The sequence below is a fragment of the Acinetobacter sp. V104_13 genome, assembly GCF_031798995.1.
Taxonomy (GTDB): Bacteria; Pseudomonadota; Gammaproteobacteria; order Pseudomonadales; family Moraxellaceae; genus Acinetobacter; species Acinetobacter pittii.
The window spans coordinates 14,319-27,147 of record NZ_JAVQNP010000002.1 but is presented as its reverse complement, the minus strand read 5'-3'; the positions used below and the strand labels follow the sequence as shown (position 1 = coordinate 27,147).

The 12,829-nt window shown below is 39.7% G+C and carries 9 protein-coding genes and 1 tRNA gene; 3 read left to right on the top strand and 7 right to left on the bottom strand.

Annotation, left to right across the window (positions count from 1 at the left end):
* Positions 1-76, top strand: a tRNA-Phe gene (locus RMB06_RS00285).
* Positions 77-244: 168 nt separating this feature from the next.
* Here RMB06_RS00285 and RMB06_RS00280 read toward each other — a convergent pair.
* The 5 genes from RMB06_RS00280 to ompR form a co-directional block, all read right to left on the bottom strand.
* The gene (locus tag RMB06_RS00280; protein ID WP_002116887.1) at positions 245-676 is read right to left on the bottom strand and encodes a GNAT family acetyltransferase; all 432 of its coding nucleotides are present in this window, start codon (positions 674-676) and stop codon (positions 245-247) included.
* Positions 677-806: 130 nt separating this feature from the next.
* A complete protein-coding gene (locus tag RMB06_RS00275; RefSeq protein ID WP_002116671.1) occupies positions 807-2,321 on the bottom strand; it encodes an acetyl-CoA hydrolase/transferase family protein in 1,515 nt (504 codons plus the stop codon).
* 35 nt (positions 2,322-2,356) lie between these two features.
* Positions 2,357-2,479, bottom strand: a complete 123-nt coding sequence (locus RMB06_RS00270; RefSeq protein WP_081035407.1) for a hypothetical protein — start codon at positions 2,477-2,479, stop codon at positions 2,357-2,359.
* 33 nt (positions 2,480-2,512) lie between these two features.
* Positions 2,513-3,970 carry an ATP-binding protein gene (locus RMB06_RS00265; RefSeq protein ID WP_311077792.1) on the bottom strand — a complete coding sequence of 486 codons (1,458 nt, stop codon included), beginning with the start codon at positions 3,968-3,970 and terminating at the stop codon, positions 2,513-2,515.
* Between the two features lie 17 nt (positions 3,971-3,987).
* Positions 3,988-4,752 carry a two-component system response regulator OmpR gene (gene ompR / locus RMB06_RS00260; protein WP_000060753.1) on the bottom strand — a complete coding sequence of 255 codons (765 nt, stop codon included), beginning with the start codon at positions 4,750-4,752 and terminating at the stop codon, positions 3,988-3,990.
* Between the two features lie 657 nt (positions 4,753-5,409).
* On the opposite strand from ompR, the gene RMB06_RS00255 reads away from it, so the two are divergent.
* Both RMB06_RS00255 and RMB06_RS00250 read left to right on the top strand, forming a co-directional pair.
* Positions 5,410-7,758, top strand: coding sequence for a Tex family protein (locus tag RMB06_RS00255; protein ID WP_311077791.1), 2,349 nt, complete (start codon positions 5,410-5,412; stop codon positions 7,756-7,758).
* A 299-nt stretch (positions 7,759-8,057) separates the two neighbouring features.
* Positions 8,058-10,244 carry a SulP family inorganic anion transporter gene (locus RMB06_RS00250; protein WP_311077790.1) on the top strand — a complete coding sequence of 729 codons (2,187 nt, stop codon included), beginning with the start codon at positions 8,058-8,060 and terminating at the stop codon, positions 10,242-10,244.
* Between the two features lie 69 nt (positions 10,245-10,313).
* On the opposite strand, the gene RMB06_RS00245 is transcribed toward RMB06_RS00250, so the two are convergent.
* Both RMB06_RS00245 and RMB06_RS00240 read right to left on the bottom strand, forming a co-directional pair.
* Positions 10,314-11,204, bottom strand: a complete 891-nt coding sequence (locus tag RMB06_RS00245; protein WP_002116932.1) for an SDR family NAD(P)-dependent oxidoreductase — start codon at positions 11,202-11,204, stop codon at positions 10,314-10,316.
* A gap of 274 nt (positions 11,205-11,478) precedes the next feature.
* Complete coding sequence (locus RMB06_RS00240) at positions 11,479-12,756, bottom strand: aminotransferase class V-fold PLP-dependent enzyme (RefSeq protein ID WP_311077789.1); 1,278 nt, start codon at positions 12,754-12,756, stop codon at positions 11,479-11,481.
* Positions 12,757-12,829: the final 73 nt, after the last annotated feature.

Below are 12,829 nucleotides of genomic sequence, written 5' to 3'. Positions count from 1 at the left end.
GGCGTGATAGCTCAGTAGGTAGAGCAACGGATTGAAAATCCGTGTGTCCCCAGTTCGATCCTGGGTCTCGCCACCATATTCGAAAAAGCCCCATACATAATGTATGGGGCTTTTTTCATGCTTGTTTATTTAATAAAAATGTTAAGACCTTACCTGTGTATAAATCTCATTTTATCCACAAGCAAAGAGGGTTATCCCCAATATCGCCTTAACTTTCTAAAAATAGCCCAAACAAAACGTGGTTCTAATCATGAGAACTATCACGAATAAGTCGTTTTCCTAAGCACACTGCTTCTACCTCGTCATAGCCAAGCTGTTCGTAAAAGTTCAACACATTCAAATTGTCTTTACGGACGAGTAATTGTAGTTTTGGGCAGCCACGAGCGATGAGGCGCTTCTCAAGCTGCTGAACAAGCGCTGTAGCGATTCCTAAGCGTTGTTGGTGGGGGTGAACAGCCAAATAGTTAATCCAGCCTCTATGGCCATCGTAGCCGCCCATAAGCGTACCAATCAGTTGCTCATCTTTAATAGCAACTAAAAACAAATCATCCTGTTGCGAGACTTTCCTGAAAATATCGGTTTCAGGATTATTCCAAGGACGAGTCAGACCACAGCTTTCCCATAAAATAACGACATCATCTAGATCTGCATTTGTAAATTGACGAATAATAAACATATGGATTTCTACTTTTTGTTTTGATGTGCTGAAAAGATAAAATAAAAATTCGGGCTTGAGCAGTTTTTTATTAATAATTTAAACAAATAAAAAAGCACCCCCGAAGGAGTGCTTGAATTAAACCAGTGATTTAAGCTGATTTTGCAACTGGTGCTGCTTGAAGCATTTGACCTGTTTCTTCGAAGTTTGCATGCCAAGACAATGCTTCACGAAGTAAGTGAGGGGTATGTCCACCTTTAGCACATGCACGGTCAAAGTAGTCATTTAATGCATCACGATAAAGTGGGTGTACACAATTATCGATAATAGCGCGAGCGCGTTCACGAGGCGCTAAACCGCGTAAGTCAGCTAAACCTTGCTCTGTCACTAAAATATCAACATCGTGTTCACTGTGGTCAACGTGGCTCACCATTGGCACGATAGAAGAGATATCGCCGCCTTTAGCAATTGATTTGGTCACAAAGATCGCCAAGTGAGCGTTACGAGCGAAGTCACCTGAACCACCAATACCGTTCATCATTTTAGTACCACACACGTGAGTTGAGTTCACGTTACCGTAAATATCAAACTCAAGCGCAGTGTTAATGCCGATAATCCCTAAACGACGAACTAATTCAGGATGGTTAGAAATTTCTTGTGGACGAAGCACTAATTTGTCTTTGTAAGCTTCGATATTGCCAAAAACTTTTTCGCCACATTTTGCAGAAAGGGTAATTGAGCTACCAGAAGCAAATTTCATTTTGCCTGCATCAATGAGTTCAAAAGTACAGTCTTGTAGTACTTCTGAGTACATGATGAGGTCTTCAAAATCAGAATCTTTTAAACCTGTTAGTACAGCGTTGGCAATAGAGCCAATCCCTGCTTGTAATGGACCAAGGTTTTTCGGTAAACGACCTTCTGCAACTTCTTTATTAAAGAAAGCAATTAGATGGTTTGCAATGCCTTGAGTCTCATCATCTGGAGGAGTTACTGTTGATGGTGAGTCATGTGTATCGTTAAATACAATACCTACAATTTTTGCAGGATCGATTTGGATTGCGGTTGTACCAATACGCTCATCCACTTTTGTTAATGGAATTGGCGTACGTGTTGGACGGTAAGTCGGAATATAGATGTCGTGCAAACCTTCAAAGCTTTCGCTTAGAGAGGTGTTGATTTCAACAATAACTTTTTCGGCAAAAATAGCAAAGCTTGCAGAGTTACCCACAGAAGTTGTTGGAATAATGCCGCCATCTTCAGTAATCGCAATTGCTTCAATCACCGCAACATCTGGACGTTTAAGTTGCTGGTTACGCATTTGCTCAACAGTTTCTGATAAATGTTGATCAATAAACATAACTTCGCCGTTGTTAATCGCACGACGTAAAGTGTTGTCTACCTGAAATGGCATACGACGAGATAAAACACCTGCTTCCGTGAGTTGTTTGTCTAAGTCATTACCTAAGCTAGCACCCGTAATTAACGTGATTTTTAACGGATTTTTCTTTGCATGCTCTACAAGTGCTTGTGGAACAGCTTTAGCTTCACCGGCACGAGTAAAACCACTCATACCAACAGTCATTCCATTTTCGATGAATTGCGCAGCTTGTTCAGCACTGATGACCTTGTCATGAAGAGAAGCTAGGCGAATACGACTTAAAGACATTGGACATCCTCAATATTGTCAAAACATACGGGATTTTAGCTATGAAAAATTGAAAAGTGCATAGGTGTTAGGCTAAGGTCTAATTTTGTAAATAAATGGCGGTATAAATTATATTTATGGTTTTTATTTGATTGATTTTTATTGCTTTTATTTGTCATTAAAACAAGGCTTTTAATTGCTGATTGATCAAATTAAAAGCGCTCACTTAATGTTTGTTTTATTTTTTCCAAAGGATTCGTCGTGGTATTTTCTTCGGTACTCGGTTTTTGGATTGGTAAAGAAATAATAACTTCTAAACCACCTTGTTCACGATTATGAATTTGAATCTCACCATGATGAATATCGACAATACGTTTAACAATAGCCAGCCCAAGACCACTACCTTGAATGGTTCTTGCTGAGTCACCGCGAACAAAAGGTTGCATTAACTCTTCAATTTGATCTGCCGGAATGCCTTCACCATGATCAGCAACGGTAATTAAAATAGATTCATTTTCAACTTTTGCACTGAGCTCTATCGGTTCAGCACCATAGCGTTTTGCATTATTAATCAAGTTGGCAATCAATCTTTTTAAAGAAAGACTACGTGCCGGAATAATAGGCACATCCTGCATCTCGAATTGAATATCGAGAGGTTTAAATTGCACAACAAGTTCTTGCAAAAGCATGTTGATATTGGTGTCTTTCAACTCCTCATCTGAGCCATCGCGCATGTACGAAATGAACTGATTAAGAATTGCATCCATATCATCTACGTCATAGACCAAACCTTCACGCAAAAACTCATCAGGCAGCATCTCTGCTGTTAAGCGTATGCGTGTAAGAGGAGTGCGCAAATCATGTGAAATACCTGCCAACATAATACGTCGTTCACGCTCAGTCTGATCGAGTGTATAGACCATACGATTAAAGGCTTGGTTTACTTGACGAATTTCTAATGGACCGTGGTTGGTATCAAGATACGGCGCTGTTCCGGATTTACTGTATTCATTGGCAGCATTCTGCAAACGACGCAGAGGGCGGTTCATCTGTCGAACCAAAATTAAAATAATGATAGCTGACAGTAATGGAACACCCACGACCCAACCCACTAAAAGTTCAGGACTGTAGTTGGCATAGGTTTTTAAAGGCTCACGAACCCAGTTCCCATGCATTTCAGGTGTTTGAATCCAAATGCGTGGGCTCGGTTTAAACTGAAAGTAAACGGTAACGTCTTTAGTCCCAATCTCATTTGCCAGCTTTTTTTCGACGTGATTGGTAAAAAACTCGGCAATGACCTTTTCTCGGACACTTGGATATTCTTTGGGGTTGGTAACGTATTCAATACCGACTCGATTACGCAACCACGCATCAATATCTACTTCATTTTCACGATGAAAAATTCGTATATCAGGATTATTGACGAGCTCAAGCTCGACCGCAAGATAACGGGCGTGCTGTTGAATTTCAGGTAAATAAAGAGTGCGCCAAAAGAACCATAACGACATAAATAAGCTAAAGAACACCACCAGCAGTACCAGAATAGTGGTACGCATGGCAGCAGAACGTGGCTTTATTTTGTCGAGAAAACGTTCCCATCGAGTCCGTTTACGTTCTGAGTAGGTCACGTAATCGGTAAAGTTCTGTGGGGCGATTGGTTCTAAACTCACTCTATCTTATCTCAAGCTTATTCAGCACCATCTGGAACGAACACATAGCCGACACCCCATACAGTTTGGATGTAACGTGCACGTGCAGGGTTATCTTCAATTAAACGACGTAAACGAGAAACTTGAACGTCAATTGAACGTTCCATTGCACCCCATTCACGGCCACGCGCTAAGTTCATCAGTTTATCGCGCGTTAATGGTTCACGTGGGTGTTGTACCAATGCTTTTAATACTGCAAATTCGCCAGTTGTTAAGGTAACGATTTGTCCTTCGCGTGTCAGTGTGCGGGTAGACAAGTCTAAAGACCATGGGCCAAAGCTTACAACTTCAACTTGTTGGCTTGGTGCGCCCGGAACTTCACGAACTTGGCGACGTAATACCGCACGGATACGTGCTAAAAGTTCATTTGGGTTAAATGGTTTTGGCAAGTAGTCATCTGCACCAGCTTCAAGACCTGCAATACGGTCTGAATCGCTACCGCGTGCTGTGAGCATGATGATTGGCGTATCAATATTTGATTGGCGTAAACGACGGCAAATACTCAAACCATCTTCAACTGGCAACATAAAGTCGAGTACGATAAGTGAAAATAACTCACGTTGTAATAAACGATCCATTTGTGAAGCATCATGGGCAGTTTTTACAACAAAGCCTTTATCTTCCAAAAAACGTTGCAAGAGGGTACGTAAACGCACATCGTCATCGACCACTAAAATACGTTCGACACGGTCCGTTTCGTTGTGTACGGTTTCAGGATGTTCAGCAGGTACAACTAAACTCATGATGTACTCCCTTTTAAAGTCATAATTTATATATTATTGGGTCGGATAGGCTTATTGCCAACAAGCCCTCAGTATAATGCCGATGTTCTTGTTTAGACTATGTATCAATTTGCTCAAAATTACAATTTTCAAGGTGGTTTGAAACCAAAAAACAACATCTTAAGCCCATAATTTAGCAAAGACCGCCCTAAAACAACAAATAGTTAAATTTTCAATAAATTTATAATAACTCAATAGTAATAACTAATTGTTTCAAATCAGTTATTTGAAATAAATATAATAGACTTTTAATTGCTGAATTAAGATAAAAAAACTGAGTAGATAAGAAATTAGAAGAATAAAGTAGTGCTCAATCTCAATTTTTTATCTTCTGGGTTATGTATCAATATGATCATTTTCTCATAAATTATATTAATTTTTTGTCACGTTCATGACATAAGTTGTACGTTTATATTTTTTAAAGATTAAAAGGTAGGATTCAGTTTTAACTTTTTCATGCTTAAATCACTGTTTTTGCGTGCTCTCGTAGTCGTAAAAAGTATAAATATTCAGAGTCAATACAAAAAAACGTTTTGAATACGCAAACAAGTGTGGATTTTATGGGCTTGGTCTTTATAATCAGTGCTTTTAAACTTTATCCTTGTGGGATCAAACACGATGACTGACTTAGTTCAGCAGTTGGCAAGTGAGCTTGCCGTACGTCCAAACCAAGTAGAAGCTGCCATCCGCTTAATTGACGAAGGTGCCAGTGTTCCATTCATTGCCCGTTACCGTAAAGAAGTAACACAAGGTTTAGATGATACGCAGTTACGCCAATTAGATACTCGTTTAGCGTATTTACGTGATTTATATGAGCGCCGTGAAAAGGTCATTCAGTCATTGCAAGAACAGAATAAATTGAATGATGACTTGTTGGCGCGGGTGAATGCAGCCGAAACAAAAAATGCTTTAGAAGAAATTTATGCACCGTATCGTCCTAAGCGTACAAGTAAGTCTTTTAAAGCAAAAGAAGCAGGTTTAGGACCGATTGCTGAAAAAATTATTGCAGAACAAGTTGACCCGACAGAAGCATTGGCTGGTTTTAGTCATGAAGACTATCCAGATGTTGAAAGTCAGTTAGATGCGATCCAGCATATTCTGATTGATGACTGGGCACAAAATATTGCGCTTACTACAGAATTAAAAGCAACTTTTGCAAAAACTGCGGTTTTAAAAAGTACTGTTGCTTCTGAAGAAAAGAAAGAAGTCGGTAAAAAATTCCGTGATTACTTTGAATTTTCTGAAGGTTTAAACAAATTACCTTCACACCGTTTATTGGCGATGTTACGTGGTCGTCAAGAAAATGTATTAGGTTTAAAAGTTGATGGTGAAGATGATGCGCCATTAGCGCGTATTGAAACTGAATACAACCTTGAGCAAATTCAACCTCAAGCACGTCAAGATTTCTTAAAACAAACCGCAAAATTATTCTGGTTGGGTAAAGTTCGTCCTCAAATCGAGCATTCATTGCTAACAGAGAAACGACTTACTGCCGAAGCAGAAGCAATGCAGGTATTTGCTGAAAATCTTCGTCATTTACTATTATCAGCGCCAGCAGGTGGCCGTACTACTTTAGGTGTTGACCCTGGTATTCGTAGTGGTGTGAAACTTGCGGTAGTAAGCGATGCAGGTGATGTACTTGCTCATAGCACGATCTATCCATTCGCGCCTAAAGAAGATAAAGAAGGTTCTATTGCTGAACTTGCACGTCTATGCCGTGAATATAATGTAGAGCTTATTGCTATTGGTAATGGTACAGCTAGCCGTGAAACGGAAGCTGTAGTGGCTGAAATGATGGCTGCAAACACCGACCTCAAATTAACACGTGTGACTGTAAGTGAAGCGGGTGCATCTGTTTACTCTGCAAGTGAGCTTGCTGCGGCAGAACTTCCAGAGCTTGATGTTTCAATTCGTGGAGCAGTGTCGATTGCTCGCCGTTTACAAGATCCACTTGCTGAACTTGTTAAGATTGATCCGAAATCAATTGGTGTAGGTCAATATCAACACGACGTGAATCAAACTGGTTTAGCAAAAACTCTTGACGCGGTAGTTGAAGACTGTGTGAACGCTGTTGGTGTTGATGTAAATACTGCTTCTCCAGCAATCTTGGCTTACATTGCGGGTTTAAACAAAGCGATTGCTCAGCAAATTGTTGAATACCGCAAAGAGCATGGTCGTTTTGATAACCGTCAAGCTTTGAAAAGCGTACCACGTTTAGGCGAACGTACTTTTGAACAAGCGGCTGGTTTCTTACGTATCCAAAATGGTTCTGAACCTTTAGATGCTTCTGCTGTTCACCCTGAGAGTTATGGTCTTGTTGAGAAAATTGTTGCAGCAAAAGCGACAACTGTGAAAGACATCATTGGCAATACCGAAATCATTCGCCAAGTAAAAGCTGATGAATTTGTTGATGACAAATTTGGTTTGCCAACAGTACAAGACGTATTAGCTGAACTTGAAAAACCAGGTCGTGACCCACGTCCAGAGTTCCGTACTGCTAAATTCCGCGAAGATATTACTGAAGTGGGCCAATTAACTGAAGGTATGCAACTTGAGGGTGTGATCACTAATGTCACAAACTTTGGTGCCTTTGTTGATATTGGTGTACATCAGGATGGTTTAGTTCATATTTCTGAATTAGCGAATGAGTTCGTTTCTGATCCGCATAAAGTTGTAAAACCAGGCCAGATCGTACAAGTGCGTGTTATGCAGGTTGATGTTGAACGTAACCGCGTGAACTTAAGTATGCGTGCTGAAGGTTCTGCACCTGTAAAAGCCCAGCGCCCACCACGCCGTGAACAAAATACAGAACAGCGTTTTGAGCGTAAGCCTCAAGGTAAACGTCCTCAACCGCGTAAAGATCAAGCTGAACGCCCTCAGCGTAGCAAGCAAGAGAAACCACAAGAACAAAAGATTGGTGGTTTAGGTGCATTGTTATTACAAGCAGGAATTAAAGGTTCTAAATAAGAGTCTTTAATTGATAAAAAAAGCCTCCAATTGGAGGCTTTTTTTATGGGTTAAAATATTACTTTTTTAATAATTATATAAAAGCGAAATAAGAAAAAAACAGTCGTAAAGATGAGGTGAATCTTAAGATCAACAAATCGTTGTTAAATACACAATTAAATACACAACGTTATAGCATAACTAAACTTTAATGATATTCAGTTGTTCGACATCATCAACCCAGCCTTGAAGCATTTACTCACTTTCAGGCTGTAATAGTACAACTTTGCTTATTTCTTTATATTATAAATGGTTGTTTTATGTCGGTTTTAAACCTGAAAAATAGATTTCATTTAAAAGACCTCTTGTCCGGAGTTGTCGTATTCCTCGTGGCATTACCACTGTGTTTGGGTATTGCTTTAGCCTCAGGTGCTCCCATCATCTCTGGTATTATTGCAGGTATTGTGGGCGGCATTATTGTGGGTTTACTAAGTGGTTCTCACATTAGCGTTGCAGGCCCAGCGGCAGGGCTGACTGCTGTCATCCTTGTACAGTTAGAACAATTAGGCGGCAATTATGCCGCCTTTTTATTATGTATTATTTTTGCCGGTGTCCTACAAATTCTATTTGGATTATTTAAGTTAGGTTTTTTTGCGAACTTTATCCCAAATAATGTCATTTTAGGGTTATTAGCTGCTATTGGTGTCATCCTGATTGCCACGCAATTGCCTTATCTGTTTGGACTTTCTGATTTTGCATGGAAACAAGTTTGGACTTCAACACCAGATGCATTCCTTCAACGTTTTGATGGAGGTGCTGCGCTTATTGGCTTACTCAGTTTATTTTTAATTTTAGCGTGGGATAGCAGTCCGCTTAAAAAATTAGCTTTACCTTCTGCTTTGATTGCGGTTGTACTAGCAGCAGTTTTAAATTTTATTTTAGTGAGTATGGGCTCTTCATGGGCAGTGCAAATTGATAACCTCATTCAATTGCCGAATATCTTACAAGCACCCGAAAAAGTATTAATTTTTCCTGATTTTAGCTATTTAGCTGAGCCTATGATTTACACAGGGGCAATTACTCTGGCTGTCGTTGCATCTTTAGAAACGTTATTGAATTTAGAGGCAGCAGATAAAATCGATCCTCAAAAACGTTCTTCTCCGCCGAACCGTGAACTTTGGGCACAAGGTACAGGGAATATCGTTTCGGGCTTAATAGGTGGCATGCCCGTCACCTCAGTGATTGTACGTAGTTCGGTGAATGCGAATACAGGCGCGCGTAGTAAGTGCTCTACCATTATTCATGGGGTATTGTTGCTGTTAGCGGTTTTGTTCTTCGTGCCATTAATGAACATGATTCCTCTGTCTGCATTGGCTGCGATCCTTATTGTGACAGGCTTTAAGCTTACCCATCCAAAACTATTCAAACAGCTTTATCAAAAAGGTTGGAAACAGTTTTTACCTTTTATTATTACCTTAGTTGCAATTTTGCTGACAGATCTTTTAATGGGAATTTTAATTGGTCTGTTCACCAGTAGTGCTTTTATTCTCTATGGCAATTTTAATAAAGGTATTCGTGTTTATAGAGAGAAGCGTTTGCATGGCGTAGTCACGCGTATTGAACTCCCATCACAAGTGACCTTCCTTAATCGTTCTGCGCTTATTTCGGCATTGGAACATGTACATAAACATCAGCAACTCATTATTGATGCAACTCAGTGTGATTCGATTGATCCTGATATCTATCAAGTTATTCAAGATTATCAAAGTGAAACGGCCATTAAACGTCAGGTAAACCTTAAATTGGTCGGATTCAAACAGCACTATCAAGACGTTGATGATGCGGTACTTGATATTGATATTAGTACACATGATTTGCAGCAAAAGCTGAGTCCACAACAAGTCGTCAACTTACTTAAAGAAGGGAACGAACGTTTTGTAAAAAATGAACGTTTACAACGAGATATTTACCGACAAATTCGTGTGACTGCAGATGAAGGGCAACATCCGATTGCAGCAGTCCTTGGGTGTATGGACTCACGTGCCCCTACCGAAATGATTTTTGATGTCGGTATTGGTGATCTGTTTAGCTTACGAATTGCAGGTAATATTGCTGGGCAAAAAGTATTGGGTTCACTTGAGTTTGCATGTCAGGCTAAAGGTTCTAAAGTCATCGTTGTTTTAGGACATACCGATTGCGGTGCGGTGACGAGTGCATGTCAATTGCGTTTAGAGCAAAAGCAAGTATCTGATGTGAAGGAAATGCCACACATTCAATATGTACTTGGACCATTAATGCATTCAGTTGATAGCGTATATGAAATTATGCAGCCACGTGAATTAGGTAATGCTTTTATCAGTCAAGTCACAGCAATGAATGTTCATTATAATATTCAATATATTATTAATAACAGCAGTGTACTTAAAGATATGGTTGATCGAGGTGAGATCGTAGTTGTGGGTGCGATTTACGATGTAAAAACAGGGCACGTTCAGTTTCTTGATTGATCAGTTCTTTAGTCAAAAAAAGCGCCTTATTTAAGGCGCTTTTTTACTCGTTATGCGATTAACTCAGAATTACCAGTGTTCACCTGGGAAAATCCGCGCATAAGCTTTTTGTGCCCAGTTTAATTTCTCGGTTTTTTGTCCCTTCGCTGCATCCGAACTTGGGAATAAACGGAAACCAATCGACATAAACATATTATTGATGCCTGGCGCTACAGAATAAGTCATTGAAGCTAAGCGGCCTAGGTTCGTTGCCATACGTTTCGGACGTTTCACAATTGCATAAGCAATTAAGTCAGCAGCCTGCTCAGGTGAAAGGGTTGGAACATATTTATAAATTTTAGTTGGTGCAATCATTGGGGTACGAACCAATGGCATATAAATTGAAGTAATCGCGATTTTATGCGCATGAACTTCGGCAGATAAGCAGCGGCTAAATGCATCAAGAGCGGCTTTAGATGCCACATATGCAGAGAAGCGAGTAGCGTTTGCTAAAACACCAATCGAGCTAATATTAATAATTTGCCCGTCTTTACGCTGAATCATATGCGGCAAAATATTGAGAACTAAACGTACTGCGCCAAAATAATTTAATTGCATGGTGCGTTCAAAGTCATGGAAACGATCATAAGACTCATGTACGGCACGGCGAATAGAGCGACCTGCGTTATTAATTAAAATATCAATGTGATCAACAGTCGCCAAAATTTCTTTAGAAACTTGGTCAATCATTTCCATATCGTTGAGATCACATGGGAAAATTGATGCCTTACCGCCACGTTTTTCGATATCTGCTTTTACTTCTTCCAAAGTTTCTTGAGTACGGGCAACCAGTAAAACATGGGCTCCAGCATCAGCAAGTTTGTTTGAAATCGTTAATCCGATTCCACTCGAGGCGCCTGTCACTAAAATGACTTTATCTTGTACCTTTTCCTGGAACAGAGCTTCTAATTTTTTATTCACAGCATTTTACCTAAGTAGGGGCAGGGACTATTTATTCCGGTATGTAATTTTTATTTTTTACAACCGTAGGTTCATCCAAATGAACTCATAAATATTGTCTTTATCTTAATAGATGTTTAAAAATTGTCTAGTCTGTAAATATATGAAATTTAACAATTTATTTAGAGTAAAAACTCTAAAATAGTATCTTAATCCATTAATTATTTTAGTCATAAAATGAACAAGAAAATGAAAAAAGCCTCTATTTCCAGAGGCTTGTTGAATGGTTTAAAATTTATACAGCTGAAAGTGCTTGTTCTAAATCGGCAATTAAGTCATCAATATGCTCAATTCCGATGGAAAGACGAACCATATCTTCACTTACACCAGCAGATTTAAGCTCTTGTTCATTGAGCTGACGGTGAGTCGTAGTTGCAGGGTGGCAAGCCAAACTTTTCGCATCACCAATATTCACCAGACGAGTAAATAGCTGAAGTGCATCGATGAATCGAGTACCTCCTTCACGCCCATCTTGTACACCGAAAGATAAGATTGCAGAAGGTTTACCTTTTACATATTTTTGAGCAAGCTGGTGCTGTGGATGATCTTTTAAACCTGCGTAATTCACCCATTTTACTTTTTGATGGGTCTGTAAATACTCTGCAATTTTTTGCGCATTCTCAGTATGACGCTCCATGCGGAGATTTAGAGTTTCGAGGCCTTGTAAAATCAAGAAAACACTCAGTGGACTAATAGCCGCGCCTGTATTACGCAATGGTACAACGCGAGCTCGTGCTATATAGGCAGCCTCGCCTAATGCCTCAACATAATTAACCCCGTGATAACTTGGGTCTGGCGTGTTCAAAAGTTTAAAACGCTCTGGATATTTACCCCAAGGGAATTTGCCGCTATCGATAATCGCGCCACCAATGCTGTTACCATGTCCACCAATATATTTGGTAAGAGAATGAATAACGATATCGGCGCCATATTGAAACGGTTTTAATAAAGCAGGGGTGGCAACCGTATTATCGACGATGACAGGTACGCCATATTCATGTGCAATTTTTGAAGTTGCCTCTAAATCGATAATATTTCCGAGTGGGTTCCCAATTGACTCAACAAAAACAAGTTTAGTTTTATCATCAATTAAATTGCGTAAGCTTTCTGGTTGTTGATAATCAAAAAAGCGAACTTCAATGCCTTGTTTTGGTAAAGTGTGGGCAAATAGATTATAAGTTCCGCCATATAAAGTTGAGACGGAGGCAATGTTGTCTCCTGCTTCAGTAATCGTTTGGACAGCATAGGTAATCGCTGCCATTCCAGAAGCCAAGGCTAAAGCACCAATTCCGCCTTCGAGTGCAGCAAGGCGTTGCTCAAGAACAGCAGTGGTCGGGTTCATAATCCGGGTATAAATATTGCCCTGAACTTTTAAATCGAAAAGGTCGGCACCGTGCTGTGTATTATCAAATGCATATGAAGTGGTTTGATAAATAGGGACCGCAACCGCTTTTGTTGTTGCTTCGGGTGAGTAGCCAGCGTGAATTGCTAATGTTTCATCTTTATAAGTCATGATTACTTCATCTTCGTGAATTAAATATTGAGCGAGTCTAGCTTAAAAGTTAAATAGAAAATTGCAGAAATTC

Bases quoted from the DNA above. Each gene is read 5' to 3' on its own strand.
- RMB06_RS00270 (WP_081035407.1), bottom strand. From the start codon at position 2,479: ATGACAAATAAAAGCAATAAAAATCAATCAAATAAAAACCATAAATAT.
- RMB06_RS00240 (WP_311077789.1), bottom strand. From the start codon at position 12,756: ATGACTTATAAAGATGAAACATTAGCAATTCACGCTGGCTACTCACCC.
- RMB06_RS00255 (WP_311077791.1), top strand. From the start codon at position 5,410: ATGACTGACTTAGTTCAGCAGTTGGCAAGTGAGCTTGCCGTACGTCCA.
- RMB06_RS00280 (WP_002116887.1), bottom strand. From the start codon at position 676: ATGTTTATTATTCGTCAATTTACAAATGCAGATCTAGATGATGTCGTT.
- RMB06_RS00275 (WP_002116671.1), bottom strand. From the start codon at position 2,321: ATGTCTTTAAGTCGTATTCGCCTAGCTTCTCTTCATGACAAGGTCATC.
- ompR (WP_000060753.1), bottom strand. From the start codon at position 4,752: ATGAGTTTAGTTGTACCTGCTGAACATCCTGAAACCGTACACAACGAA.
- RMB06_RS00250 (WP_311077790.1), top strand. From the start codon at position 8,058: ATGTCGGTTTTAAACCTGAAAAATAGATTTCATTTAAAAGACCTCTTG.